This window comes from Agrobacterium sp. 16-172Ci (genome assembly GCF_053522725.1).
Map to the genome: position 1 here is coordinate 19,038 of NZ_JBNWBW010000005.1, position 26,392 is coordinate 45,429.

At 61.0% G+C, this 26,392-nt stretch carries 27 protein-coding genes; 11 read left to right on the forward strand and 16 right to left on the reverse strand.

What is annotated here, in order from left to right; genetic code table 11:
• Positions 1-40: 40 nt before the first annotated feature.
• The 3 genes from ACQZ40_RS07550 to ACQZ40_RS07560 all read right to left on the reverse strand — a co-directional run bounded on the left by ACQZ40_RS07550 (position 41) and on the right by ACQZ40_RS07560 (position 4,405).
• Positions 41-1,861, reverse strand: a complete 1,821-nt coding sequence (locus ACQZ40_RS07550; protein WP_448747685.1) for an ABC transporter ATP-binding protein — start codon at positions 1,859-1,861, stop codon at positions 41-43.
• Entirely contained in the window at positions 1,858-2,028 is a 171-nt protein-coding gene (locus ACQZ40_RS07555) for a hypothetical protein (RefSeq protein WP_448747686.1), read from the reverse strand. The genes ACQZ40_RS07550 and ACQZ40_RS07555 overlap by 4 nt, the downstream gene beginning before the upstream one ends.
• A gap of 475 nt (positions 2,029-2,503) precedes the next feature.
• Positions 2,504-4,405 carry a bifunctional sugar phosphate isomerase/epimerase/4-hydroxyphenylpyruvate dioxygenase family protein gene (locus ACQZ40_RS07560; protein ID WP_174046438.1) on the reverse strand — a complete coding sequence of 634 codons (1,902 nt, stop codon included), beginning with the start codon at positions 4,403-4,405 and terminating at the stop codon, positions 2,504-2,506.
• A 124-nt stretch (positions 4,406-4,529) separates the two neighbouring features.
• On the opposite strand from ACQZ40_RS07560, the gene ACQZ40_RS07565 reads away from it, so the two are divergent.
• Positions 4,530-5,222, forward strand: coding sequence for a TetR family transcriptional regulator (locus tag ACQZ40_RS07565; RefSeq protein WP_448747687.1), 693 nt, complete (start codon positions 4,530-4,532; stop codon positions 5,220-5,222).
• Here the strand turns inward: ACQZ40_RS07565 and aroQ are convergent.
• The 11 genes from aroQ to pcaD all read right to left on the reverse strand — a co-directional run bounded on the left by aroQ (position 5,197) and on the right by pcaD (position 13,796).
• A complete protein-coding gene (gene aroQ, locus ACQZ40_RS07570) occupies positions 5,197-5,640 on the reverse strand; it encodes a type II 3-dehydroquinate dehydratase (protein WP_125146046.1) in 444 nt (147 codons plus the stop codon). The genes ACQZ40_RS07565 and aroQ overlap by 26 nt on opposite strands.
• The gene (locus ACQZ40_RS07575; protein ID WP_142845197.1) at positions 5,637-6,506 is read right to left on the reverse strand and encodes a shikimate dehydrogenase; all 870 of its coding nucleotides are present in this window, start codon (positions 6,504-6,506) and stop codon (positions 5,637-5,639) included. Before ACQZ40_RS07575 ends, aroQ begins: the two co-directional genes overlap by 4 nt.
• Before the next feature lie 72 nt (positions 6,507-6,578).
• Positions 6,579-7,337 carry an amino acid ABC transporter ATP-binding protein gene (locus ACQZ40_RS07580; RefSeq protein ID WP_078053225.1) on the reverse strand — a complete coding sequence of 253 codons (759 nt, stop codon included), beginning with the start codon at positions 7,335-7,337 and terminating at the stop codon, positions 6,579-6,581.
• Between the two features lie 204 nt (positions 7,338-7,541).
• Positions 7,542-8,381 carry a transporter substrate-binding domain-containing protein gene (locus tag ACQZ40_RS07585; protein WP_078053175.1) on the reverse strand — a complete coding sequence of 280 codons (840 nt, stop codon included), beginning with the start codon at positions 8,379-8,381 and terminating at the stop codon, positions 7,542-7,544.
• 41 nt (positions 8,382-8,422) lie between these two features.
• The gene (locus tag ACQZ40_RS07590; RefSeq protein ID WP_035262651.1) at positions 8,423-9,073 is read right to left on the reverse strand and encodes an amino acid ABC transporter permease; all 651 of its coding nucleotides are present in this window, start codon (positions 9,071-9,073) and stop codon (positions 8,423-8,425) included.
• 10 nt (positions 9,074-9,083) lie between these two features.
• Positions 9,084-9,752 carry an amino acid ABC transporter permease gene (locus ACQZ40_RS07595; RefSeq protein WP_059758436.1) on the reverse strand — a complete coding sequence of 223 codons (669 nt, stop codon included), beginning with the start codon at positions 9,750-9,752 and terminating at the stop codon, positions 9,084-9,086.
• Positions 9,753-10,121: 369 nt separating this feature from the next.
• Positions 10,122-11,183, reverse strand: coding sequence for a 3-carboxy-cis,cis-muconate cycloisomerase (locus tag ACQZ40_RS07600; protein WP_448747688.1), 1,062 nt, complete (start codon positions 11,181-11,183; stop codon positions 10,122-10,124).
• Positions 11,184-11,215: 32 nt separating this feature from the next.
• Positions 11,216-11,836 carry a protocatechuate 3,4-dioxygenase subunit alpha gene (gene pcaG, locus ACQZ40_RS07605; RefSeq protein WP_065655341.1) on the reverse strand — a complete coding sequence of 207 codons (621 nt, stop codon included), beginning with the start codon at positions 11,834-11,836 and terminating at the stop codon, positions 11,216-11,218.
• A gap of 2 nt (positions 11,837-11,838) precedes the next feature.
• On the reverse strand, positions 11,839-12,579 hold the full coding sequence (pcaH, locus tag ACQZ40_RS07610) for a protocatechuate 3,4-dioxygenase subunit beta (RefSeq protein ID WP_448747689.1): 741 nt from the start codon (positions 12,577-12,579) through the stop codon (positions 11,839-11,841).
• On the reverse strand, positions 12,576-12,995 hold the full coding sequence (gene pcaC, locus ACQZ40_RS07615; RefSeq protein WP_065655339.1) for a 4-carboxymuconolactone decarboxylase: 420 nt from the start codon (positions 12,993-12,995) through the stop codon (positions 12,576-12,578). The genes pcaH and pcaC overlap by 4 nt, the downstream gene beginning before the upstream one ends.
• 3 nt (positions 12,996-12,998) lie before the next feature.
• Positions 12,999-13,796 (reverse strand): 3-oxoadipate enol-lactonase, encoded by a 798-nt coding sequence (gene pcaD, locus ACQZ40_RS07620; RefSeq protein ID WP_220319375.1) that lies wholly within the window; start codon positions 13,794-13,796, stop codon positions 12,999-13,001.
• A gap of 94 nt (positions 13,797-13,890) precedes the next feature.
• Here pcaD and pcaQ point away from each other — a divergent pair, with 94 nt between their 5' ends.
• Positions 13,891-14,832 (forward strand): pca operon transcription factor PcaQ, encoded by a 942-nt coding sequence (gene pcaQ, locus ACQZ40_RS07625; RefSeq protein WP_065655337.1) that lies wholly within the window; start codon positions 13,891-13,893, stop codon positions 14,830-14,832.
• A 198-nt stretch (positions 14,833-15,030) separates the two neighbouring features.
• Here the strand turns inward: pcaQ and pobA are convergent, their stop codons facing one another.
• Positions 15,031-16,203, reverse strand: coding sequence for a 4-hydroxybenzoate 3-monooxygenase (gene pobA / locus ACQZ40_RS07630; protein WP_448747690.1), 1,173 nt, complete (start codon positions 16,201-16,203; stop codon positions 15,031-15,033).
• Between the two features lie 117 nt (positions 16,204-16,320).
• On the opposite strand from pobA, the gene ACQZ40_RS07635 reads away from it, so the two are divergent.
• The gene (locus ACQZ40_RS07635) at positions 16,321-17,244 is read left to right on the forward strand and encodes a helix-turn-helix domain-containing protein (protein ID WP_448747691.1); all 924 of its coding nucleotides are present in this window, start codon (positions 16,321-16,323) and stop codon (positions 17,242-17,244) included.
• On the opposite strand, the gene ACQZ40_RS07640 is transcribed toward ACQZ40_RS07635, so the two are convergent.
• Positions 17,214-17,975 (reverse strand): IclR family transcriptional regulator, encoded by a 762-nt coding sequence (locus ACQZ40_RS07640; protein ID WP_220319371.1) that lies wholly within the window; start codon positions 17,973-17,975, stop codon positions 17,214-17,216. The genes ACQZ40_RS07635 and ACQZ40_RS07640 overlap by 31 nt on opposite strands.
• Before the next feature lie 136 nt (positions 17,976-18,111).
• On the opposite strand from ACQZ40_RS07640, the gene ACQZ40_RS07645 reads away from it, so the two are divergent.
• From ACQZ40_RS07645 to ACQZ40_RS07680, 8 genes are all read left to right on the forward strand, one after another.
• Positions 18,112-18,819, forward strand: a complete 708-nt coding sequence (locus tag ACQZ40_RS07645; RefSeq protein WP_262530911.1) for a 3-oxoacid CoA-transferase subunit A — start codon at positions 18,112-18,114, stop codon at positions 18,817-18,819.
• The gene (locus ACQZ40_RS07650) at positions 18,816-19,511 is read left to right on the forward strand and encodes a CoA transferase subunit B (RefSeq protein WP_059758412.1); all 696 of its coding nucleotides are present in this window, start codon (positions 18,816-18,818) and stop codon (positions 19,509-19,511) included. Before ACQZ40_RS07645 ends, ACQZ40_RS07650 begins: the two co-directional genes overlap by 4 nt.
• A 10-nt stretch (positions 19,512-19,521) precedes the next feature.
• Positions 19,522-20,727 carry a 3-oxoadipyl-CoA thiolase gene (gene pcaF, locus ACQZ40_RS07655; protein ID WP_448747692.1) on the forward strand — a complete coding sequence of 402 codons (1,206 nt, stop codon included), beginning with the start codon at positions 19,522-19,524 and terminating at the stop codon, positions 20,725-20,727.
• A gap of 400 nt (positions 20,728-21,127) precedes the next feature.
• Positions 21,128-22,156, forward strand: coding sequence for a LacI family DNA-binding transcriptional regulator (locus ACQZ40_RS07660; protein WP_448747693.1), 1,029 nt, complete (start codon positions 21,128-21,130; stop codon positions 22,154-22,156).
• A gap of 279 nt (positions 22,157-22,435) precedes the next feature.
• Positions 22,436-23,377 carry a sugar ABC transporter substrate-binding protein gene (locus ACQZ40_RS07665; RefSeq protein WP_080857939.1) on the forward strand — a complete coding sequence of 314 codons (942 nt, stop codon included), beginning with the start codon at positions 22,436-22,438 and terminating at the stop codon, positions 23,375-23,377.
• 136 nt (positions 23,378-23,513) lie between these two features.
• On the forward strand, positions 23,514-24,422 hold the full coding sequence (locus ACQZ40_RS07670; protein ID WP_448747748.1) for a sugar ABC transporter substrate-binding protein: 909 nt from the start codon (positions 23,514-23,516) through the stop codon (positions 24,420-24,422).
• Positions 24,423-24,468: 46 nt separating this feature from the next.
• Positions 24,469-25,365 carry a sugar phosphate isomerase/epimerase family protein gene (locus tag ACQZ40_RS07675; RefSeq protein WP_078053164.1) on the forward strand — a complete coding sequence of 299 codons (897 nt, stop codon included), beginning with the start codon at positions 24,469-24,471 and terminating at the stop codon, positions 25,363-25,365.
• Positions 25,366-25,375: 10 nt separating this feature from the next.
• Positions 25,376-26,386 carry a Gfo/Idh/MocA family protein gene (locus tag ACQZ40_RS07680; RefSeq protein WP_020808847.1) on the forward strand — a complete coding sequence of 337 codons (1,011 nt, stop codon included), beginning with the start codon at positions 25,376-25,378 and terminating at the stop codon, positions 26,384-26,386.
• Positions 26,387-26,392: the final 6 nt, after the last annotated feature.

Below are 26,392 nucleotides of genomic sequence, written 5' to 3' on the forward strand. Positions count from 1 at the left end.
TACCTGTTCCTCTTCAGATGGTTGTGGTTCTGGTTGTTATTCAGGCGCTCTTCGCGATGAAGTGGCCCGGATTGATTTCCTCATGGGCGAGAATGGCCGGCTCATCGCCGACACGGCGCACGGGATTGGGTATTTCTCCTTCGATCATCGCGATGCGGCGCTCGATGGTCGGATCGGCCACCGGCACGGCCGAAAGCAGGCGGCGGGTATAATCATGCGTCGGCGTTTCGAAGACCTGCCGGCGGCTGCCCATTTCCATGATCTGGCCAAGATAAAGCACGGCGACGCGGTGGCTCATCTTTTCCACCACCGCCATGTCATGGCTGATGAAGAGATAGGCGAGCCCGCGTTCGGCCTGCAAATCCATGAACAGATTGATGATCTGCGCCTGAATGGAGACGTCGAGCGCCGACAGCGCCTCGTCCGCGATGATGAGCTTCGGATCGGAAGCGAGCGCGCGGGCAATGCAGACACGCTGGCGCTGGCCACCGGAAAACTCGTGCGGATACCGCGCGGCGTGCTCGGAGGAGAGGCCCACACGCTCCAGCAATTCATCCACCCGTCGCTTTACGGCCTTCTGATCATTGATCAAACCATGGGTGTTGATCGGCTCGGCAATCGAAAAACCGACCGTCTTGCGCGGATCGAGCGAGGCGAAGGGGTCCTGGAAGATATATTGCACTTCCTGGCGCATGCGGAAACGCTCCGCCGCCGACATCTCAGAATAGCTGCGACCATTGAAGGCAATTTCGCCCGAGATGGCCGTCTGCAATTGCTGGATGGTGCGGCCGATGGTGGATTTACCGGAACCGGATTCGCCCACCAGCGCCAGCGTTTCGCCGGCGTGAATATCGAAGCTCACCTTCTGCACGGCGCTGAGGCGGTGCGTCGCCTTGCCGAACAGGTTCTTGCGGATATCGAAGCGGACAAACAGGTCCTTGACCGACAAAAGCGGCTTCGCGTCGTATTTCGCGGTGTTTTGCACGCGCTCCTCGCCGACCACGACCGGCTGGCCGTCCTGCAACACGGTGAGCGGCAGGCGCTTGGGAAACTCTTCGCCTTCCATGCTGCCGAGGCGCGGAACGGCGGAAAGCAGGGTGCGCGTGTAAGGGTGCTGCGGATTGGCGAAGATATCTTTTACAGGACCTTCCTCCACCTTCTTGCCCTTCCACATGACGACCACGTCATCGGCCATTTCCGCCACCACGCCCATATCATGGGTGATGAAGACCATGCCCATGCCGAGCTTCTTTTGCAGGTCGCGCATGATGTTGAGGATCTGCGCCTGAATGGTCACGTCGAGCGCCGTTGTCGGTTCGTCTGCAATGAGAAGCTTCGGCCGACAGGCGAGCGCCATGGCGATCATCACGCGCTGGCGCATGCCGCCGGAAAGCTGGTGCGGATACCGCTTCAGAAGCTCGGCGGCATCGGGCAGGCGCACCATTTCGAGCAGCGTCTGTGCTTCTGCCATCGCTGCCTGCTTGCTCATCTTCTCATGCAGGACAAGCACTTCGCAGATCTGGTCGCCGATGGTGAAGACCGGGTTGAGCGAGGTCATCGGCTCCTGGAAGATCATGGCGATCTCCTTGCCGCGGATCGCGCGCATCTCTTTCTGAGACGCCTTCAGCAAGTCCTTGCCTTCAAACAGGATTTTGCCGGTGGGGTAGGTCGCGCCCATCATGTCGGCAAGGCGCATGGTGGAAAGCGAGGTGACCGATTTTCCCGAACCGGATTCGCCGACGACCGCGACAGTGCGGCCCGGCTCGACGCTGAAGGAGATATCGTCCACGACGCGGCTATTGCCGAACTCGACGCTCAGGCCTTCGACCGAGAGGAGGGCTTTTGCGGGTGCGGCAGTCATGTCAGCGTCTCCGGCGTGGCCTGCGCGGCAAAGTGGGCGCGGCCATGTGAAAGTGAGGAAGGGGCAAATGTCTCAGGCAGGCGCGTGCTGGGCGACGCCACGGGCAGGTACGGGGATTTCGCGAAGAACTGCATGTCTTCAGGCCGCTTTGCCAGCGGAACGCGCATTGGCCGTCGCCCGCGGACACGGCACATTCGATGTCACCGAAGCGCCGCAGGCAACCTCATCGGTACCGGCCGGATGATTTGCGTCGGCCGCAGATTCGACGATGCGCATGTAACTCTAATTCCCCACCCTTGTTTTGCTTAAAAAGCTAACAAAACCGAACAATCATGTCCAGAGTGTTGAACAATTTTTGTGTACTGCTCTACAAATACGCAATGTGCATTTTAATTTGGCGCTTATTCGTCCGGGATGGGACCAAACAGCGAGCAGTGGTTCGTTGCACTCACCTCCCTCATCTCTGTGCTTGTCACAGAGATCCAGTCAGCCCAAGTCTTTCGGTTGAAAAGATTCTTCCCGCCGCGCAGACGCGCATCGGCTGGATCCCTGTGACAAGCACAGGGATGAGGAGGGGGAAGGTGGCGGCAGGCTGAAAGGAGCACCCTCTTAGCTCAATGCCACCCGGTTTCATGCAGGCTGTTATTCCTTCGGCATGCCGACCGGCGGCGCAAGCCGTCTTTGTGCGGCAATGCGGAAGGGAGCGTTCATTGCGCCATAACCGCCATAGGCTCCGCGCCTTTCGATGATTTCGAAGAAGAAACCCTCGCCGAAGGTGCGGCTGTAGATCTGGAAATATTCGCCATTGTCGTCGCGGTCATAAAGAATGCTCGCGGCCCGGAGCGCATCGGAAAACTCCGGCTCCAGCCCGAAACGGGCTTCCAGATCGTCGTAATAATTGCGCGAGATCGGCAGGGCGTGGAAACCGCGCGCCTGCAGGGCTTTTGCTGTGGCGAAGATATCGTCGGTGGCAAACGCGATGTGCTGGATGCTGGTGCCGAAGCCCTCGGCCAGAAATTTGCCGGCGAAAGTCTTGCGATTGTCCGCACCGTTCATGGTCAGACGGAAATGCGGCGAGGGCACGCTTTCAATCGCCTGGCTGCGCACCAGCCCGCCCGGATCGACCACATCGACCATCGGTGTGCGCCGCGTCGCAAACAGCGAGGTGTAGAATAAAAGCCAGGTCAGCATTTCATCGTAATGCGTTGTTTGCGCAAGATGATCGATCCGCCTGAGGCCGGCGTCGCCTTCCGGCGTTCGGCCTTCCGTCGGCACGAATTCATTGTCCCAGATGGCGGAAAGCTCTGGTGAACCGTCAAGGAAATAGATGACGCCGTTGCCCACGCCCTGAATGGCGGGAACGGCGACTTCGCCTGACTTGCGCGGTTCGGCGAAGGTGGGCGCGCCGAGCGCTTCCGCTCGGGCAAGGGCCGCCCCGGCATCATCCACCTTCAGCCCGAAGGCATAGGCATTGGTGCCGTGGATGGAATAGGACGCTCCCGCGAAACTGTCGCCGCCATCGCTGGTATTGATGACGATGCGAATATCGCCCTGCGTATAAAGATCGACATCGCGATTGCGGTGCCGGGCGGTGTTTTCAAAGCCGAGCGTGGCGAGAAGGGCTTCCAGATTGGGTTTTTCTTCCGGTGCCGTGGTGAATTCGACGAACTCCACGCCTTCCGTCTGCACCCGTTCCGGCATGGCCGGCACATCGATGCGGATATCTGGTTCGAGACGGCGCACCTGGTCCATCAGGTTGATGAGCGAGCGGTGGCCGTCTTCGGCCAGCAGCCTCGCCGAGCCGCCGCGGAACTGGTCGTTGAAGATTTCGAGCGACAGCGGCCCACTATAGCCGGTTGCGGCGACGGCGCGCATGAAATCCACGACCGGCAAATCGCCTTCGCCCGGCATGTTGCGGAAGTGGCGGCTCCAGTAAAGCAGGTCCATGTCGATCAGCGGCGCATCGGCAAGCTGCACGATGAAGATTTTGTCGCCGGGAATGGAGCGGATCGAATTGGGGTCGATCTTGCGCGACAGCGTGTGGAAACTATCGAGGATGATGCCGACATTGGCGTGATCGGCGCGGCGCACCACCTCCCAGGCATCGCGGTGATCGCTGATATGGCGGCCCCAGGCCAGCGCCTCGTAACCGACGCGCACGCCATGTTTTGCCGCAAGCTCGCCTAGCTGATGGAAATCGGCGGCGGCGCGGTCGATGCCGCCGAGCGAGACCGGCGAGACATTCGAGCAGATCAGCATCAGGTCGGTGCCGAGTTCGCCCATGATGTCGAATTTGCGCTGAGCACGCTCGAAGGCGCGGGCACGGTGGGGTTCCGGCATGCCCTCGAAGTCGCGGAAGGGCTGGAAGAGGGTAATCTCAAGGCCGTGATCGGCGGCCAGCGCCTTCACCTCGCGCGGCGAAGCATCATAGGTCAGGAAGTCGTTTTCAAAAATCTCAACGCCCGAAAAGCCTGCCTTGGCAATCGCCGCCAGTTTTTCGGGGAATTCGCCACTGATCGATACGGTTGCAATGGATGTGCGCATTGGCATGCCGTGTCCTGCTGTGTCATAGCTCGCCATATTGCCTTCCTTTTCAGCCTTATGTACTGATTGGTTAATAATACGGGCGTGGGCGGTAACCGCAAGCCCAAGGGTGGATTGATCGACCATGACGAAAACCGCGACTTCCAAAGGCACAGCAGAAATCAAGCCGGCGAAACGGGACCCGGAGGGTGTGCGGCGCGATATTCTGTCCGTGGCGATGGAGGAGTTTTCGCAAAACGGTCTGTCGGGAGCGCGGATCGATGAAATCGCCGCGCGCACGCGCACGTCCAAGCGCATGATCTATTATTACTTCACCGACAAGGAGAGCCTTTATCAGCACGTGCTGGAAGAGGCATATGCCAAGGTACGCGGTGGGGAAAGCGATCTGGGCCTGGATGAGCTGGAGCCTGTGGCGGCACTCGAGAAGCTCTGTCGGTTCACGTTCGATCACCACCGGCGTAACCCGGCCTTCATCCGAATGGTGATGATCGAGAATATTCACCACGGGCGGCACATGCAGTCTTCCGGGACGATACGCGAGTTGAACCGCACCGCCATCGAGGCGCTGGAGAGCGTGCTGGTGCGCGGCCAGCAGAGCGGCATCTTTCGGCAGGGTATCGACGCCTTGGAATTGCACTGGCAGATCAGCGCCCTGTCGTTTTTCAACGTCTCTAATGTCGCGACGTTCTCGTTTATCTTTGGCGACAGCCTGTTTACCGATGAAGGCCAGGAGACCTTGTCGCGGCACGCCAGCGACATGGTGCTGCGTTATGTGCTGGCGCCCGCCCATCTCACGAAGATCGTGAAAGACGCTTGATAAGGTGGCTGAGAGCCACCTCGTATCCTTCGATACCCAACCCAGCGATCACGCCCTCTGCACGGGGCGAAATGTAGGAGTGGTGCCGGAAGGCCTCGCGCTTGTGAATGTTCGAGATGTGCACCTCGATGACGGGAGCCTCGAAGGTATTCAGGGCATCGAGGATCGCTACAGACGTGTGTGTGAAAGCACCGGGATTGATGACGATGCCCGCGGACTTGCCGCGGGCTTCATGGATCCAGTCGATGATCTCATATTCCCGGTTGCTCTGGGCAAAAAACAGCGTGTGGCCAGCAGCGTCGGTGATGGCGCGGCAGTTTGCTTCGACGTCGGCAAGCGTTTCATAGCCATAGATTTCCGGCTGGCGCTGGCCAAGCAGGTTGAGATTGGGACCGTTGAGGACCGTGAAGAGGCTCATGCGACGCCCTCCGCCATACAAAGCTCGGTGAAATGCGCCGTCATGCGCCCGGCATCCGGCTCGCGGCCGCAGAATAGGCGGAATGCGCCGACGGCCTGAAACACCGTCATGCCGCCGCCTGGCAAGGTGCGGCAACCCTTCTGTGCCGCGGTGGCCAAAAGCTCTGTCACAAGCGGCATGTAGACAATGTCGGCCACCCAATGTCGCTGTTCGATGAGATCGGCGGCAACAGGCATGCCGGGATGCGCTGGCATGCCCATCGGCGTGGCGTGAATCAGGCCATCTGCATAGGGCAGGGACGCGGCCGGGTCCTTCACCGCAAAGGCGCGACCCTCGCCAAAACGGCCGTTGAGGTCCTGCGCCAGGCGTTCGGCCCTTGCCAAATCCCGATCAAAAATATCAAGGCGGGCAATGTCGAGCTTCAACGCCGCGTGTGCGACGGCAACCCCGGCGCCACCCGCGCCGACCAGCAGTGCCCGATCGCGTTTTGCATCCGGCAGGCCACGGACAAAGCTTTCGTGAAAGCCGTACCAGTCCGTATTATGGCCGATCCGTCGCCCATCGCGAAAAACCACCGTATTGACCGCGCCCAGCATCCGGGCGTCGTCCGACAGTTCATGCAGATGCGGGATGACCGCCTGCTTGAACGGATGGGTAATGTTGGTGCCGGCAAACCCGCGTGCTTCGAGCTCGGAAAGAAGCTCCGGAAGCGCCGTTTCCGGCAGTTTGCGGGCGGTGACATCCACAAGCTCATAGGAATAATCGAGACCATGGGCCGCGCCCTCGCGCATATGCAGAGCAGGCGATTTCGATAGCTGGATGTCGGCGCCTATCAGGCCGACCTTGAAGGATGTTTTTTCTGTCATGATCACGTGTCGCTCATCGGACGGTGTGGGAGAGGCGGGATTATTCCCGCCTGTCTTAAGAGCGCGCGAACCTCAGTGGTGGGCGAGAATTTCGCCGAGGAACGTGCGCGTGCGCTGGTGCTTGGGATCGCGGAAGAATTCTTCCGGCGGGCCTTCCTCGATGATCTCGCCGTCCGACATGAAGATCACCCGGTCGGCCACCTGCCGTGCAAAGCCCATTTCATGGGTCACGCAGATCATCGTCATGCCGTCGCGGGCAAGGCCGATCATGGTGTCGAGCACTTCCTTGACCATTTCCGGGTCGAGCGCCGAGGTCGGCTCATCGAACAGCATTGCCTTCGGCTCCATGCACAGCGCCCGGGCGATGGCCGCACGCTGCTGCTGGCCGCCGGAAAGCTGGGCCGGGTACTTGTCTGCCTGGTTGAGAATACGCACGCGCTCCAGATATTTGCGCGCCGTCGCCTCCGCATCGGCTTTCGACAGGCCTTTCACCCGCATGGGCGCGAGCGTGCAGTTTTCCATGATGGTCTTGTGCGGGAAGAGATTGAAGCTCTGGAACACCATGCCCACTTCGCGGCGAACCGCATCGATGGCGCGGCTGGAATCCGACAGCGTCGTTCCCTCGACCGTGATCTTGCCCTCCTGGATTTCCTCCAGATGGTTGATACAGCGGATGAGCGTGGATTTGCCCGAACCGGACGGCCCGCAAAGAACGATTTTTTCACCCTTGCGAACCGTCATGTTGACGTTTTTCAGCGCGTGGAAGGCTCCGTACCACTTTCCAACCCCTTCAAGGGCGATCAGCGGAGCCTGTTCGGCAGATTGCGGCATGGAACGTTCCTTCATGCTAAGCAGGAGTTTCAGTTGACGATGCAGGGGGACGTCGTCTTCAAATGTTCTGGCACTTGCACTCGCAGGCGTCAGGATTGGCAGCAAGCTGCCAGTCCTGACGCCAAGCGCAGTGCGCATACTGTCTCTTGTCTGAAGATTCCCATCGGTTTCCCGATATTTCGATCTTGCACCGCGGGTGAAGGGTCACTTCACGGTGAACGGGATATCAGGCAGGCTTTCCGGGAATGCAGGCACTTCGCGCTTCATCCACTTGTCGTAGATCTTGGCGAGCTGGCCATCCGACTTGATCTTGTCGAGGAAGGCGTTGATGGTTTCATTCCAGTCCTTTTCACCCGGGCGGGTGCCGGCGCCATTGTAAAGCGTCGTCAGGTCGAACTTCGATTCGTATTTTCCATCAGCAGCCTTGTTCAGGCGGTCACCGTAGAACTGGTTGCCGCCGACGACTTCAACCTGGCCGGAAATGAGCGCCTGGATGTTGGCGGCGTCGTCGTCAAAACGCAGAATGTTGGCCTTGGAGCCGGCGCCGGCGGTGATAGCAGTGTCCATGGCGCTCGACTTCGGAACGCCGACGGCAACGCCGGTCAGATCGTCGTAACCAGCAATCTTCTTGTCCTTGGGACCATAGACGGAGAGCACGTTACCGGCATAGGGCTTGGAATACTGGATGGTCTTGGCGCGCTCTGCAGTCATGCCCATGGTTGCGAAGAGGACATCGACCTTGCCGGTCAGCAGTGCCGGGATGCGGTTGGCCACGGCGAGCGGGACGAACTCAACCTTGACGCCGAGATAATCGGCAAAGGCCTTGCCGATATCGGCATCGAGGCCATCCTGCACACCGCTGGAATTGACGAAGCCCCACGGCGAGTTGTCGCCCTGAATGCCGATGACGACCTTGCCCTTGGCCTTGGCCTCTTCCACCGTGCCGGCGAAAGCATCGACCGGTGCGACGAAGGGCAGGGCAACGGTTGCCGCGGCGAGCGCGAGCAGGGCGCGGCGAGAGAATTTCATGCTGGTGGTTTTCATCTTTTGCTCCTCCTTACAAAGCTGATGAGATCTTCATGGACTTAGCGGGTTGCGGTCTGCAGCCGCTTTTCAACGCTGGCGCCCCACAGGGAAAGCGGCCAGCAGATCAGGAAATAAATGACGCCGACGAGGGCGAAGACGGTGAGTGGGCGGAACGTCTGGTTGGAGACGATCTGGCCGGCGCGCGACAGCTCGACGAAGCCGACAATGGCTGCAAGCGAGGTGCCCTTGATGAGCTGCACGAGGAAACCGATGGTGGCCGGCAGCGAAATCTTGAAGGCCTGCGGCAGAACCACGTCCTTCATGCGCGAGATGTAATGCAGGCCGAGCGCATTGGCGGCTTCCGTCTGGCCCTTCGGCACCGCCTGGATGCCCCCGCGCCAGATTTCGCCGAGGAAGGCGCTGGCATGCAGCGTAAAAGCGATGGCGACCGCAATCCAGGCATCGACATTGAGGCCCGCAAGCGCCACGCCGTAATAGACCACGAAAAGCTGCATCAGGAGCGGCGTGCCCTGAAAGACGGCGATGTAACCGGTGCTGGCGCGCTGGATCGCCGGGCTGTCCGCGACGCGGGCAAGCGCCACGCAAAGGCCGAAGACGCCGCCGCCGATAAAGCCGATGATGGTCAGCGCAAGCGTCCATTTCAGGCCTTGCAGCAGGAAGAAGAGTTCGTTGGGACCGATGGATGCCATTGTCTTTTCCTCACTTGACCGGATAGCTGAAGGATGCGCGGGAGATGAGCGAGAAAATGCCCATCATCAGCGAGGAAATGACCAGATAAAGCAGCGTGATCGAGAAATAGACCTCGAAGGACCGGAAGGTATCCGCCTCGATCTTCTGCGCCACCGAGGTCAGCTCGTAAGCGGCGATCGAGGTGCAGACCGAGGTGGTCAGCGTCAGCATGATGAACTGGCTGGTGAGCGAGGGATAGACCGCCCGCAGCGCCGGCTTCAGGATGATGTGCCGGAAGATTTGCGCGCGGTGAAGGCCGAGCGCAAGCCCCGCCTCGACCTGGCCCTTGGGAATGGAATCGACCCCGCCGCGAATGATTTCAATCGCATAGGCGCCGCCGTTCAGAGCCAGCGCGATGATGGCCGTTACCGTCGGGTTGAGCTTGATGCCGATCTGCGGCAGGGCGAAGAAGATGAAGAATATCTGCACCAGAAACGGCGTGTTGCGGATTGTTTCCACAAAACCGATGACGAGGCCGCGCAGCAGCTTGAACCGCGAGCGGCGGGCGACGACGCCCAGAACGCCGATGACGGTGGCGAGCGACATGCCGGCAATCGCAAGGCCGATCGTCGCCAGACAGGCTAAAAGCAGCTCGGGAAGGCGGTCTATGACCGCCGAAAAATCGAGACTGTAAGACATTCTTCCTCCCAACCCGTTCGGGTCCGGACAGGCGTTTCGCCTTGTCCGCATTGCTTTGGAAACCTTGCGGCGCCAAAGCCCTCCATTTGTCGTTCACTGTCGCCGCAGGCTTCAAAACCCTTGTTGGCGGCAGGCTGTTAATTATAATGTTTGTACCAGTTAGTTCATTTTTGTGTCAAGCGGCATGTCCGGTTAAAAAGCAGCTTTCATGCTGTTTTTTCATTTTCTGGATTTCTGAATAAAGTCTTTTTTATCAATGACTAATGCGGAAAAGTACAATCACTTCCCGCGCGTCGTCGCATCGTCTCCGGCTGCTGTTCGGCAGTGCCCGAAAACCAAGTTTGCACACGAAATCGACCGGCCTTGCGGCTAGTTTTCGCCTTTGCCCAGCCTGTCTATCTGCTCGGCCAATCGCCCGGCGATCAGCAGCGAGGCGCCGGTTGCCGTCACCATTTGCGGCAGCGACAGCCATTCCAGCATCCAGCCCGCGCCAGATCGTTCCTGTTCGTGCACGAGCGACTGGTGCAGGGCGGATATCTGCACGGCATTGAAGCGTGCGAGCGTCACCAGCGTTTCGGCATTGACCGGGTTCTGTTTGTGCGGCATGGCCGAGGAGCCGCCGCCGCCGGAGAGGTGGATTTCCGCACCGAGCTCTGCCATCAGCGCGATATCCTGCCCGAACTTGCCGAGCGCGCCGGTGATCAGCGAGAGCAGATTGGCGAATTCGGCGATGCTGTCGCGCTGGCTTTGCCATTGCGGCCTGTCGGCAAGGCCGAGCCGTTTTGCGAGATCGGCTCGCACCGCTGCGGCATTGTCGCCAAGCTTTTCCAGCGTACCGGCCGCCCCGCCGAATTGCAGGGCGAAGCCGCTCTGCGTAAAACTTTCGAGCCGCAGCAGGTGGCGCTCCAGCGGTGCAGTCCAGCTCGCCGCACGGTCGGCGACGGTGATGCCGATGGCGGCCTGCATGCGGGTATAGCCCGTCAGTGGGTTGTGGCCGTCGCGGGAGGCAAGGTCTCCCAGCGTATCGATTAGGCGGCCGAGCCGGGCGGAGATGATTTCCGTCGCAGCCTTCAGCCGCAGCATCAGGCTGGTATCGATGACATCCTGGCTGGTGGCGCCGAAATGCACCCTTTCCGCCGCCTGGCCGGCGACCGCCGCGCGCATCTGCCGGATGAGTTCGGGAACCACGACGCCGTCCTTCGCGACGCCATGGCGAAGCGCGGTCATATCGGCGGCAAAGTCCGAAAGCCGCGAAACGATTGCTTCTGCCGCATCCTCGGGGATGATGCCGGCCTGCGCTTCCGCCTGCGCCAGCCCCGTCTCGAAACGGACCATGGCGTCGATATCCGCTCTTGCCGAAAACAGCTCGACGATCTCGCTGTCGCCGAAGAGGCCTGACAAAAACGGATGTTCGAAGGGGGAAAGGCTCATCTTCCGTCTCGCTTTCTTTTGCGCGATATGCGTCAGATATCGAAAAACACGGTTTCGCCTTCGCCCTGAAGGCGGATATCGAAACGATAGACGTTGCCTTCCTCTTTTTTGGCGACAAGCGTGGCGATGCGGCTTTTCTGCTCGATGCGGGCAAGAACCGGGTCGGCGGCATTGGCCTCCTGTTCTTCCGGGAAATACATGCGGGTCTGCAGGCCGATATTGATGCCGCGTGCGACGATCCAGAAGGTGATGTGCGGCGCCATCGGCCGGCCATCGCGGAACGGCACCTTGCCGGGCTTGATGGTTTCGAAGACGAACTCACCCGTATCCATGTCGCCGGGCGAGCGGCCCCAGCCGATGAAATTCGGATCGGCCTTGCCCCGCGTTTCGCTGGGGCTGTTGTAATAACCGTCGGTATCGGCCTGCCAGATTTCGATCAGCGCATCCTTCAGCGCCATGCCCGCACCGTCATAGACCGTGCCGCGCACGCTGATGCGTTCGCCGCGGGCCTTGTCGTTATAAAGCGGACCGGAGCCGAGATCCTTCTCGAACACGCCCTCGATGCCGACGAAATTCGGCGTGCAGCCGATATGCACGTAAGGGCCGGCCGTCTGCGAGGCGGTTTCCTTGAGATAGTTGAGCGGCTGCACCATGGTCAGTTGCCCTCCATGCGGTTTTCGAAAAGGGTCGAGCGGCGCCCGCGCAGAACGATATCGAACTTGTAAGCCAGCATGTCCATCGGCAGCGTCGCATTCATGTCCAGCGGCGCGATCAGCCTTCTGATCGCATCCTCATCCGGAATGGTCTTGACGATCGGACATTTCCAGATGAGCGGGTCGCCTTCGAAATACATCTGGGTGATGAGCCGCTGGGCGAACCCGTGGCCGAAGACCGAGAAGTGAATATGGGCCGGCCGCCAGTCATTGACGCCGTTCGGCCAGGGATAAGCGCCGGGCTGGATGGTCTTGAACCAGTAATAGCCGTTCTCATCCGTGATCGTGCGGCCGACGCCGCCGAAATTCGGATCGATGGCGGCGAGGTAGCTTTCCTTCTTGTGGCGGTAGCGTCCGCCGGCATTGGCCTGCCAGAATTCCACCAGCGCGCCATCCACGCCGCGGCCGCGCTCGTCCAGCACCCGGCCGTGCACCAGAATGCGCGGCCCGACCGGCATTTCGCCAGGGCGGGCATAGTTGAGGATGAGGTCATTATCCAGCGGGTTCAGCATGCCATGGCCGAAGACCGGGCCGGTGATCTCGCTCCTGGTGCCTTCCAGCGAAATCAGCGCGCGCTGCGGCGAACGCAGGATCGAGGTTTTGTATCCGGGCGCATGGGCGAGCGGATGAATGTCGCGGTTGCGTGCGAAGAACGGTCCGGTTTCCGGCGGCTGGTTGCTCATTTCGTCTCCTCCTCGCTGGAACTATCGGCTTTCATGCTGGCTAGGGCAAGCTTGGCGATTTTGAAAGCGTGGTTGGCGGCGGGCACGCCCGCATAGATCGCCACATGCAGCAGGGCCTCGCGAATATCCGCCTCGGTGGCGCCGGTATTGGCGGTGGCGCGCACATGCATGGCCAGCTCTTCGTCCTGCCCGAGTGCGGCGAGCAGGGCGATGGTCACCATCGAGCGCTCGCGCTTCGTCCAGTGGTTGCCGGACCACACCGTTCCCCAGGCGGCTTCGGTGATGAGCTGCTGGAAAGGCTGGTCGAAACCGGACGTCATGGTTTGCGCCCGGTCCACATGGGCGTCGCCGAGCACGGAGCGGCGGGTTTTCATGCCCTGTTCGAAACGTTCGTTCTTGTCGATATGGTCCGCCATCGGTCAGTGCTCCGGCAAGGTCTTGAGAAAAATGCACGCCGCCTGCGCGTACGTGAGCGGCTGTTCAAGGCAGGGAATATGGCCACAGCCGGCAATGGTGACAAAGCGGCTTGCGGGAATGAGACCGGCCAGCGATTGCACCAGCTCCGGCGGTGTTGAGCCATCCTGATCGCCCGCGACACAAAGCGTCGGCACGGCGATGCGCCCGGCCTCTTCGGTAAAATCCGCATCGCGGATGGCGGCGCAGGTGCCGCTGTAACCGGCTTCCGGCTGTTGCGAAAGCATGTTGCGCGCGCCGGCATAGGCGGCATTGTCGGGCTTGCGAAAGGCGGGTGTGAACCAGCGCTCCATGACGGGATCGACCAGCGAGACGAGGCCGTCTGCGGCGATCTTGTCGATGCGGGCGTTCCACATCTCGGCCGTGCCGATCCTGTGGGCGGTGTTGCTGAGTATGAGCGCGCGCACCAGATCGGGACGGCGGGCATAAAGCCCCTGCGCAATCAGGCCGCCCACCGACAGGCCCCAGATGATCGCGCTCTTCACGCCAAGATGATCGAGCAGCGCGATCAGATCGCCGGCATGATCGTCGATGGAATAGGGAGCGTGCCCGATATCGGAGAGCCCGTGGCCGCGCTTGTCGTGCAGCACATAGGCATAATCATCGCCGAGCGCTTCGATCACCGCATCCCATATGCGGAAATCGGTGCCGAGCGAATTGATGAAGGCGATGACCGGCTTGCCTGTGTCCAATCCCCTGACGCGGTAATGGATCACGGTCTCGCCGCAGCGCAGAAAATGCATGATGTGCTCCTCCTGCCGGGGATATTGCAAGCGGGTTCCGGTTAAGTAAAATGACATTATCGATGAAAATCATAACCTGTGGATTATATGAGCGATGGTCGATCAACGTATCAAGTTCCGCCACCTGCAGACTTTCGTGGAGGTGGCGCGGCAGAAAAGCGTCATCCGGGCTGCGGAAATCCTGCATGTCAGCCAGCCGGCCGTGACGAAGACGATCCGTGAACTGGAAGATATTCTCGGCGTCTCGCTGTTCGACCGGGAGGGGCGCGGCATCCGCATCAGCCGTTATGGCGAGGTGTTCCTGCGCCACGCCGGCGCGACGATGACGGCGCTCAGGCAGGCGGTCGATTCGGTATCGCAGGAGGCGGCGCGTGCCGGTCCGCCGGTGCGGGTCGGCGCTCTGCCCACGGTGTCTGTTCGCATCATGCCGAAGGCGATGGCCGGTTTTCTCGCGGAAAAGACCGGCAGCCCGGTAAAGATCGTGACGGGCGAAAACGCCGTGCTGCTGGAACAATTGCGCGTCGGCGATCTCGATCTTGTTGTCGGCCGTCTGGCCGCGCCGCAGAAAATGGCGGGCTTTTCCTTCGAGCATCTCTATTCGGAAAAGGTCCGCTTCGTGGTGCGCGCCGGGCACCCGCTGTTGTCCCCCGGCCTTTCGGTGTTCGATCACCTGCATGAATATCCCGTGCTGATGCCGACACGCCAATCGGTCATCGGCCCTGTCGTCGAGCAGTTTTTGATCGCCAACGGCGTGCCGGCCCTGCCGATCCGCATCGAAACCGTGTCCGACGCCTTCGGCCGCGCCTTCCTGCGCACCAGCGATGCGATCTGGATCATCTCGGAAGGCGTGGTGGCGGCGGATGTGGCGGATGGTGTTCTGGCTATCCTGCCCGTCGAGACCGGCGATACCAGCGGCCCGGTGGGGCTGACGGTGAGGGCCGATACGCAGCCCTCGCTGCCGCTGTCGCTGCTGATGCAGGCTATTCGCGAGGCGGCGGGCGAGTTGCTGGATGGGAGGCCGGAGGCCGGTTATTGAGATGAGAGTGAGAGCCGGAAAAGTCTGAGAACCTCTCCTCCGTCATTCCGGCCTTGAGCCGGAATCCAGCCACCGCGCGTCTGCGCCGTGAAAAGAGTCTTTTGCGATCAATGACTTGATCGCGCTGGACCCCGGATCAGGTCCGGGGTGACGGGTGTGAAAACGGTAGAGATAAAAGCCGCGTGTCTGGGGCAGCCCCTAATAGGGAAGCCCCACATAATTCTCTGCAAGCGCGGTGGAAGCGGCGCGCGATTGCACGAGGTAGTCCAGTTCCGCTTCCTGAATGCGCTGGCCGAAATCTCCTGTGTCAGGGAAGCGATGCATCATCGTCGTCATCCACCAGGAGAAACGCACGGCCTTCCAGACCCGGGAAAGCGCCTTCTGCGAATAGCCGTCGATGCCGGCCTCGGAACGGTCGCGATAAAATTCGATCAGCGCCTCGCTCAGATAATGCACATCGCTGGCGGCGAGGTTGAGACCCTTCGCGCCCGTCGGCGGCACGATGTGGGCGGCGTCTCCGGCCAGAAACAGCCTTCCGAACCGCATCGGTTCACAGACGAAGGACCGAAGCGGCGCGATGGATTTTTCGAAGGACGGGCCGGTGACCATGGCATCCGCATGGTTTTCCGGCAGGCGGCGGCGGATTTCGTCCCAGAAACGCTCGTCGCTCCAGTCCTCCGGCCGGTCCTCCAGCGAACACTGAATGTAATAACGACTGCGCGTGTGCGAGCGCATGGAACAGAGCGCAAAACCGCGCGGGTGGTTGGCATAGATGAGTTCATGGTTGACGGGCGGCACATCGGCCAGAATGCCGAGCCAGCCGAAAGGATAGACCTTCTCGAATTCCTTGATGGCGCCCTGCGGCACGGATTTGCGGCTCACCCCGTGGAAGCCGTCGCAGCCGGCGATGAAATCGCAATCGATCCGGTGGCTTACGCCATCTTTCTGATAGGTGACATAGGGGCTTGCGCCATCGAAATCATGCGGTTCGACATTGCCGGCGTCGTAGATGGTCACAAGGTTTGCCGCTTCGCGCACATCCATCAGATCATGGGTCACCTCGGTCTGGCCATAGACCATCACGTGGCTGCCGCCGGTCAGGTCGAAGAGATCGATACGGTGGTCGCGGCCGTCGAAGGTCAGCGAAAATCCGTCATGCGGCAGGCCTTCCCGGCGCAGGCGTTTATCCGCGCCGACCTTTTCCATGAGCTGCACCGTGCCTTCTTCCAGCACGCCGGCGCGGACACGGCCGAGAATGTAGTCCTTGCTGACCCGGTCGAGAATGACGGTCTCGACGCCTTCTCTGGCCAGAAGCTGGCCAAGCAGAAGCCCCGAGGGGCCGGAGCCGATGATGACGACCTGGGTGCGCATTGTTTCCTCCCGAACTTGTCTCCTATCAAGAAATTGACCAAGGGATGCGGCAAGCTCAATGGACTTTCTGATCGGCAAATTGCACAATCCGACCATTTTGCGGAGGAGCGAGGGAACATGCGGCTTGCTGCGAGTGAGGGTTTGTATGGCGAAGAAGCGGTGCAAGGCACTGATTTCCGCTTTCATTGCGAGACGCTTTTTTCCAGAAGCAGCCTTCACCGCTTTGAAATCGGCCTGCACCGTCACGCTGCCTTTCAGCAAATCTTGTACATTTGGGGCGGCGAGGGCGATGCGCTGCTGGATGGCCGCATCGAGGCGATCCGCCCGCCGGTCGCCATTGTCGTGCCGCCGGGTTTCGAACACGGCTTCCGGTTTTCACGCGATATTGGCGGGGTGATCGTTACCGTGCTGCCGGGCGCCCTGCCGGCATCGGTGCAGGCGCTGTTGCTGCGGAATTTCCACCGGCCTGTCCTGTTGCCGTTGCGGGATTTTACCGATGGCGAACGCCTGCGCAGCGGGTTCGAACAGATTTCCGCAGAATATGAAACACGTGAGACAGGCCGGGATGCCATCATCGAAGGTCAGTTGGCCATCGTGACGGCGCTTCTGGCGCGGGCGGCGCGGCCGCTCCTGGAAGGCACCGGCGAAGGTCTTGCGGAACAGCGTTTCGAACTTTTGCTGTCACTGATTGCACGCCATATTCGCGAGCCGCAAAAGGCGGAGTTTTACGCGAAGAAGCTCGGTCTTTCCGAGACCCATCTCAATCGTCTGGTCCGCTCCGTTTCCGGCCTCAGCCTGCAGCGGCTGATCGCTAAACGTCAGATCGAGATCGCCCAGCAGGAGCTGATCTTTACCGTTTCCAGCGTGCAGATGATTGCGGAGGGGCTGGGTTTTGCCGATCCGGCCTATTTCAACCGCTTCTTCAAGCGCGAGACCGGCATGACCCCGCGCGCCTGGCGGCTGGCGGAGCAGCGGAAAATGGGGGATTCCGGGGCGCGGCAGGTGCCGCTTCAGACCAGCATTCTTGCCAGTTCCCCTTGAACGGCAAGAAGCGCGGGCAGGTATCGCTCCACGAGGTCCTCCATCGAGGCGACCGAGGCGGCGAGCCCGACATTGAGGGCGGCAACCGTCTGCCCGCGCACGGTTTTCAGCGGTACTGCAATGGAGCGAAGGCCGATCTCGACCTCCTGATCGATCAGCGCATAACCGCGATGGCCGGTGGCCTCGATTTCGGCGAGCAGAGCGTCCATGCTGGTAATGGTCTTTTCCGTGCGGCCGACCAGCTTCGAGGCTTCGAGAATGTCGCGCTGCCGCTCGGCAGTCTGCGCCGAAAGAAGAACCCGGCCCATGGAGGTGCAATAGGCGGGCAGGCGCGAACCCGGCATCAGCGCAATCGACATGACCCGCTGCTGCGCGGCGCGGGCGACATAAACGATCTCGGTCTCATCCAGAATGGAAACGGAGGTGCTCTGTCCGATCTCTTCGGAAAGGCGGTCGAGCAGCGGTTGCACGATGCGCGGCAGCGGCATGGTGGCCAGACAGCCGGTGCCGAGGCGCAGCACCTTCGGCGTCACGGTAAAGAACTTGCCGTCATAAGCGGCATAACCGAGTTCCGAAAGCGTCAGCAGACAGCGCCGCGTCGTGGCGCGGTCCAGCCCGGCAATCTCGGCGGCATCGGAAATCGACAGGCGCGGCCGCTCGGCGCTGAAGGCCTCGATCACCCGCAATCCCTTGGCGAGACCGCCCATCATATCTCTTTCGCTGACAGCCATATCGCGGCTCCATTTGTGCGATATACGAACAAAAATCATATAGCGCACAAAATCCTTGCCGTCGAGCTGGTTTCGGATTTACCTCACGCTCAGGCAGCCTTGCGGGTTCCATCCGTCCGGCTGGATGGAGGTTTTCATGGACAAGACAATCAAGAGTGCGGAAGAGGCGCTTTCCGGCATCGGTGACGGTGCAACCATCATGATCGGCGGTTTCGGCGGCTCCGGCGCGCCCATCGAGTTGATCCATGCGCTGATCGACAAGGGCCCGAAGAACCTGACGGTCATCAACAACAATGCCGGCAACGGCCGCATCGGCATCGCCGCGATGATCGACGCCGGCATGGTCAGGAAGATGATCTGCTCCTTCCCGCGCTCTTCCGATCCGCGAGCCTTTACCGACAGATATCTGGCCGGCGAAATCGAGCTGGAACTGGTGCCGCAGGGCACGCTTGCCGAGCGCATCCGCGCCGGCGGTGCCGGCATTCCGGCCTTCTACACCCCCACCGGCTTCGGCACGGAACTGGCTGAAGGCAAGGTGATCGCCGAATTCGACGGCCGCTCTTACGTTCAGGAACGCTGGCTGAAGGCGGATTTCGCCATCGTCAAGGCCGAGCTTGGCGATACCTATGGCAACCTCACCTACAACAAGGCGGGCCGCAATTTTAACCCGCTGATGTGCATGGCCGCAAAGACCACCATCGCGCAGGTCTCGAAGATCGTGGCCGCCGGGGAGATCGATCCGGAGCATGTCGTCACGCCCGGCATTTTCGTGAACGGCGTCGTGGAAATCCCCGATCCGCAACAGGAAGAAGTTCTCATTCGTGCGGGAGTAGCCTACGCATGACCCAGACCATCGACACCCGCGAAGACATCAAGCTTTCCAACGCCCAGATCGCATGGCGCGCGGCGCAGGACATCGAGGATGGCGCTTACGTCAACCTCGGCATAGGCTTTCCGGAGATGGTGGCGCGCTACCAGCCGCCCGGCCGTCAGGCGATCTTCCATACCGAAAACGGTATCCTGAATTTTGGCGAAGCGCCGCCGGAAGGCGAAGAGGACTGGAACCTCATCAATGCCGGCAAGAAGGCTGTGACGCTGAAGCCGGGTGCGGCCTTCTTCCACCATGCCGACAGCTTCGCCATGGTGCGCGGCGGGCATCTGGATGTGGCGATCCTCGGAGCCTATCAGGTGGCGCAGAATGGCGATCTCGCCAATTGGCGCGTTGGCTCCAAGGGCGTGCCGGCCGTCGGCGGCGCCATGGATCTGGTGCATGGCGCCAAGCAGGTCTTCGTCATCACCGAACATGTGACCAAGAACGGCGAACCGAAGCTCGTTGAAAAATGCGCTTTTCCGCTGACCGGTGTTGGCTGCATCACCCGCATTTATACCAGCCATGCTGTCATTGACGTGGTGGATGGCCGTTTCGTGCTGCGTGAAAAACTGCCGGCGATGACCTTCGATGAATTGCAGGCCATGACCGGCGCGCCTTTGGCGGTCGATGGCGAGGTTGCCGATCTCGTCGCCCCGGAACTTTGAGGAGAAACCGATGACCGATGCATTCATCTGTGACTATATCCGCACGCCCATCGGCCGCTTCGGCGGCGCGCTTTCTTCGGTGCGGGCCGACGATCTCGGCGCGGTGCCGCTGAAGGCGCTCGTCGAGCGCAACCCGTCCGTCGACTGGGAAGCCGTCGAGGATGTGATCTTCGGTTGCGCCAACCAGGCGGGCGAAGATAACCGCAACGTCGCACGCATGTCGCTGCTGCTCGCCGGCCTGCCAGTTTCGGTGACCGGAACGACGATCAACCGGCTGTGCGGTTCGGGCATGGATGCCCTCATCGCAGCCGCCCGCGCCGTGAAATCGGGCGAAGCGGAGCTGATGGTCGCCGGCGGCGTGGAAAGCATGAGCCGAGCGCCCTTCGTTCTGCCGAAGGCGGAGAGCGCCTTTTCGCGCAATGCCGAAATCTACGACACCACCATCGGCTGGCGTTTCGTCAACCCGCTGATGAAGGCGCAATATGGCGTCGATTCCATGCCGGAAACCGGTGATAACGTCGCCATTGACTATCAGGTCTCCCGTGAGGATCAGGACGCCTTCGCCGTTCGCAGCCAGCAGAAGGCGGCTGACGCGCAGGCCAATGGTCGCCTCGACAGGGAAATCGTGTCCGTGACCATCCCGCAGCGCAAGGGCGATCCGCTGGTGGTGTCGAAGGATGAACACCCGCGCGCCACGAGCCTTGAAGCGCTGACGAAGCTGAAGCCGGTCAACAGGCGCGAGGGCGCAACGGTGACGGCGGGCAATGCGTCCGGCGTCAATGACGGCGCGGCCGCACTCATCGTCGCATCGGCGGAGGCCGCGAAGAAATACGGTCTGACGCCGATTGCCCGCATTCTCGGCGGTGCCGCCGCCGGCGTGCCGCCGCGCGTCATGGGCATCGGCCCGGCCCCGGCCTCCGCAAAGCTGCTGGCCCGGCTCGGGCTGAAGCAGGAGCAGCTCGACGTGATCGAGGTGAATGAGGCTTTCGCCAGCCAGGGCCTTGCGACGCTGAGGCAGCTCGGCATTGCGGATGACGATGCGCGGGTGAATGCCAATGGCGGCGCCATCGCGCTCGGCCATCCGCTCGGCATGTCCGGCGCGCGCATTGCCGGCACGGCGGCGCTCGAACTTTCGCTGACCGGCAAGCGTCTTGCTCTCGCTACCATGTGCATCGGCGTCGGGCAGGGTATCGCCGTGGCGCTGGAACGGGTCTGATTGTCTGGCGGCATTCGGCATCGCCAAAACGGTGCGAATGCCGCTGCCTCGATTTCTTCTGGAGCGACTTCTGCTCGTCCGGCACTCGGTTAGCGATTCTTTCGCCTTGGTACCTCCCTCATTCCTGTGCTTGTCACAGGGATCCAGCCGGCGGGCGTCTGCGCGGCGGAAGGACTCCTTTCAGCCCAAGGATTTGGGCTGGCTGGATCTCTGTGACAAGGACAGAGATAAGGGGAGGGGTGCTGGACCACGCAAGTCGGCCTTGCGGCGCAGCTCTGGCCTGATTATTCCCTGATGAAGCACTCCATGCCATATCCCTTTACGCATGTTGGATTCCATCATGATCCATGACATGTTTTGCGAGATATGACGGGAATCTTTCCGTCTACGGGGTGCCCGCATGAAACGTCCGACCATCACAGATGTTGCGACAGCCGCCGGCGTCAGCGTCGCCACCGTCGACCGGGTGCTGAACGGTCGCCTGCCGGTGCGGGAGGAAACCTCCCGGCGGGTGTTCGGGGCGGCGGAGAAGATCGGTTTTCACGCCACCAATATCATTCGCCAGCGCATGCTGGCCGATCTGCCCTCCTATAGTCTCGGCATCATCCTGCGCAAGGAACGGCACGCCTTCTACCAGACCTTCGCCGACGAGCTGGAGCTTGCGGCGCGCAACGTCCGGGATCGCCATCTCAATCTGCGTATCGAGTTTGCCCAGTCGGGCGAGCCGAGCGAGCTTGCGGCCCTTCTGACGGGCATGAAGGGCCGCGTGCAGGCCGTGGCGGCCACCGGGCCGGACCATCACGATGTCACCGCCGCCGTCGAGGCCCTGAAGGCGAAGGGCATTCCGACATTTTCGCTGCTTTCGGATTTCGCGCAGGGGGTGCGGGAAGCTTATCTCGGCGCCAACAACATGAAAGTCGGGCGCACGGCGGCCTGGATGATCTCGCGGCTGGCGCGCAGCAGGGGCAAGGTGCTTCTGCTGCTCGGCGGGCACCGTTTTCACGGTCATTCGCTGCGCGAGACCGGCTTTCGCAGCTATATGCGGGAATATGCGCCGGAATTCGAGGTGATGGATGCGCTAATCACGCTGGAAACCCGGCGGCTGACCTATGAGCTGGTGATGGACACCATCGCCAAGCACAAGGATCTGGTCGGCATCTATTGCATCGGCGGCGGCATGGAAGGCGTCATCGAGGCCCTGCAGCAGGAAAACCGGCAGGAGGCCATCGTCTGTCTTGTGAATGAACTGACGCCCGAATCCCGTCAGGCGCTGCTGGAAAAGCGTATCAGCGGCATATTCCAGACGCCGCTCCGTGAATTATGCACGGACCTCATCGCCACCATGGTTCACAGCATCGAACATGGCATGGCGGAAACGCCGGGACAGCGGTTTGTACCCGCCCATCTGTGGGTTCCTGAAAGCCTTTGATGGCTTGATAGATTCTATCATAAATTCGGAGTCTCTTTCTATCAGCCTTGATGGTTTCGGTTGCCGCTGACCCGTTGACGCCGGGCCGGGACTGGGAAATCTTGCCTGCGTGTGGAGCGGGCAGGAGGCTGATCCACGATAATAACGATGTTTCGGATTGCTTCAGGCTGCGGACTTGTCTTCGCGGCGACGGGTACTTTTTTGCCGGCAAACGGTGGCGGCGCGATGGGCGCTGGACCGTGCAACCGGTTCTTTTCAAGGGTTTTGGAGGAGAACGACATGAAAAGACATTTCGCGATTGCAGCGCTCGCCACCATGCTGGCGACGACCGCCTCGGCGGAAACCATCGGCGTTTCGATGGCCCTGTTCGACGATAATTTCCTGACCGTGCTGCGCAACGGCATGATCGATTATTCCAAGGGCATGAGCGGCGTTTCGCTGCAGATCGAGGATGCGCAGAACGATGTCGGCAAGCAGTTGAGCCAGGTGCAGAACTTCGTCGCCGCCGGCGTCGACGCCATCATCGTCAACCCGGTGGATACGGATGCGACCGTGGCGCTTTCGCAGGCTGCCGCTGCCGCCGGCATTCCGCTCGTCTATGTCAACCGCCAGCCGGTCAACCTCGACAGCCTGCCGGAAAAACAGGCCTTCGTTGCCTCCGATGAAAAGCAGTCCGGCACCCTGCAGACGCAGGAAGTCTGCCGCCTGCTGAAGGCCGCCGGCAAGGCGGAAGCGAAGGCGGTGGTGATGATGGGCGAGCTTTCCAACCAGGCGGCCCGCATGCGCACGCAGGATATCAAGGATGTGGTGGCGACGCCCGATTGCAGCTTCATCAAGCTTGTCGAGGAACAATCCGCCAACTGGTCGCGCACGCAAGGCTCGGACCTGATGACCAACTGGCTTTCGGCCGGGGTGCAGTTCGATGCGGTGATTTCCAACAATGACGAAATGGCCATTGGCGCGATACAGTCGCTGAAGGCGGCCGGCCGGTCGATGGATGACGTCATCATCGCCGGCATCGACGCCACGCAGGACGCGCTGGCCGCCATGGCGGCGGGTGAGCTGGATGTGAGCGTTTTCCAGAATGCCGCCGGCCAGGGCAAGGGCGCGGTTGATACGGCGCTGAAACTGGCAAAGGGGGATGCGGTGGACAAGAAGGTTTTCGTACCCTTCGAACTGGTCACACCCGCAAACCTCAAGGACTATCAGGCCAAGAACTGAGATCGTTCGGGCCTGACAAGATGTAACAGACCGAAGACGCTGGAGGCGGGGGGAGGATATTCCGGCTTCAGCGATATCAGTGCGATTGAACCAGCGGAGGTTTTCCGCGGGAGGAAAGACTTTGAAAAACCTGTTGATGGCGACTGCGCTCTGCATTTTCGCAACGCCTGCCCTTGCCGAGACCCGTGTTGCGGTCTCCATGACATCGTTCGACAATCCGTTCCTGACGATTTTGCTGAACGGTATCAGGGCTGAGGCCGGGCGTGACAAGAACATCGAGCTTCTGGTGGAGGACGCCCAGCTCGATCCTTCGAAACAGCTCAATCAGGTGCAGAATTTCATCGCCAACGGTGTCGATGCGATCATCGTCAATGCCGTGGATGGCGATGCCACCTCGGCGATCACCAAGGCCGCATCCGCCGCAAAAATCCCGCTCGTCTACGTCAATCATCCGCCGGCAGAACTGGAAACCGGCCTGCCTGATGGCACGGCCTTCGTCGGTTCCAACGAACTCGATTCCGGCACCATGGAGGCGGAAGCCGCCTGCAAGCTGATGGGCGGCAAGGGCAAGGCCGTGATCCTGATGGGACCTTTGGAAAACCATGCGGCGCTGGTGCGCACCAAGGATGTGGAAACGGTGTTTGCCCGGCCGGACTGCAAGATCGAAATCCTCGAAAAGCAGACGGCGAACTGGAGCCGCACGCAGGCGCAGGACCTCGTTTCCTCCTGGCTGACGGCGGGCATCCAGTTCGATGCCGTCATCGCCAATAATGATGAAATGGCGATCGGCGCCGCGCAGGCGCTGAAGGCGGGGGGCGTTTCCATGAAGGATGTGGTCATCGCCGGCATCGACGCCACGCCGGACGGCCTTGCCGCCATGCAGGCCGGCGATCTCGACATTACCGTCTACCAGAACGCGACGAAGCAGGGCGAGGTCTCGGTTCAGACGGCGGTGAGGGCCGCTGCCGGGCAAGGCACCGAGAAGACGCTTTGGGTGCCCTTTGAACTCGTGACCCCGGAAAACATGTCCGCCTACGCCAAATAAGCGGGGGCTTCGACCCGGTCCATCTATCACTCCACTGGAAACAGCCATGAAACATACGCTCGACCCCCACATGTTCCGACACCTTTCGCTGGCCGAGACCTGCCGCAAGGTTGCCGATCTCGGCTATGATTACGTCGAACTTTCACCCCGTCCGGATTTCCTGTCCTGGTGGACCCGGCCGAAGGTCTATCCCGAACGCGTCGCCGAATTCAAAAAGGCGCTGAAGGACCATGGTGTCGGCCTTGCGACGCTGCAGCCCATGTATCGCTGGGCAAGCCCCTATCCGGACGAATGGGAGGTCGCGATCGACAACTGGAAACGCGCCATCGAGATTGCCGTTGAGATGGAATGCCCGATGTTCGTTTCGGAATTCGGCCGCGGCGGTTCGCCGGATCGCAGCCTTAACGACCGTTCCGGCCTGCATCGCCCGGAAACCTGCGAAGCGCAGTTCTTCCGCGCCATGGATATTCTGGTGCCGATCCTTGAACGGGAAGGTCTGATGCTGTCGCTGGAGGCCCATCCCGAAGACTGGATCGAGGAGATCGCGCCTGCCATCGACATTATCAAGACCATCAATTCCAAGGCGGTAAAGGCCTCCTTCATCGCGCCGCACACGTTCTTTTACGGGCCGGACATGGTGGCTAACCTGCGTGCGACCGAGGGCCATCTGGTGCATGTGCGCCTTGCCGATACCTATGATCACAACAAGTCGTCGCAGCTGCGCTACATCGTCAATCCCCCCGGTTCCAAGGTCAGGGTGCACCAGCACACCGATTTCGGCCAGGGCGAGATCGACTGGGAGACCTTCTTTGCGACGCTCGCCGACATGAAATTCGACGGCGTGCTCTCGAACTGCGTGTTTGCCTGGGAAGATCGTGTCGATGAAAGCGCGCGGTTCATGCTCAGCGAAACCCGGCGATACGTCGCCAAATACTGGAAATGAGGTTTTTCAAATGACTGTCAGAATTGGTGTCGTCGGCACCGGCGCAATCGGGCGTGATCATGCCCGCCGTATCAACAAGGTTCTGGGCGGCGCGAAGATCGTTGCGCTGAGCGACGTCAACCGCGCCTCGGCCGAGGCGGTCAAAAACGACATCGCCCCGGATGCCGTCGTTTTCGCCACCGGTGAAGAGCTGATCGCATCGCCGGATGTGGATGCCGTGCTCGTCACCTCCTGGGGCGCAACCCATGAGCAATATGTGCTGGCGGCAATCGCCGCCGGCAAGCCGTGCTTTTGCGAAAAACCGCTGGCAACAACGGCGGAAGGCGCAAGACGCATCGTCGACGCCGAGGTGGCGCATGGCAGGCGGCTGGTTCAGGTGGGCTTCATGCGCCGATATGACGCCGGTTACGTGGCGCTGAAACAGGCCGTCGATAGCAGGATCGGCGCGCCGATCATGGTGCACGCCGCCCACCGCAACCCGGCGGTTCCGGAGCAATACGTCACGCCCATGGCGATCCATGACACGATGATCCATGAGATCGACGTGCTGCGCTGGCTGCTTGACGATGACTATGTTTCGGCGCGGGTTCTCTTTCCCCGTTCGGCGGCCAGAAGCCATGCGCGGCTGAAGGACCCGCAGATCGTCATTCTGGAGACGGCGAAGGGCACGATCATCGACGTCGAAATCTTCGTCAATTGCCATTATGGCTACGATATCCAGTGCCAGGTGGTGGGCGAGGACGGCATTGCCAGCCTGCCGGAGCCGATGTCGGTGCAGACCCGCCTTGGCGCCAAGCTGCAGAACGATATCCTGACCGACTGGAAAGACCGGTTCATCGCCAGCTACGATGTGGAATTGCAGGACTTCATCCATGCGGCGGCGAAGGGCACGGCATCGGGACCCAACTCCTGGGACGGCTACGTGGCCGCCATCACCTCCGACGCCTGCGTGGCCGCGCAGGAAACGGACGGGGCAGCAGTTGAAATCAAGCTTCCCACCCGTCCCGCCCTTTATCAGTGAGGTCTT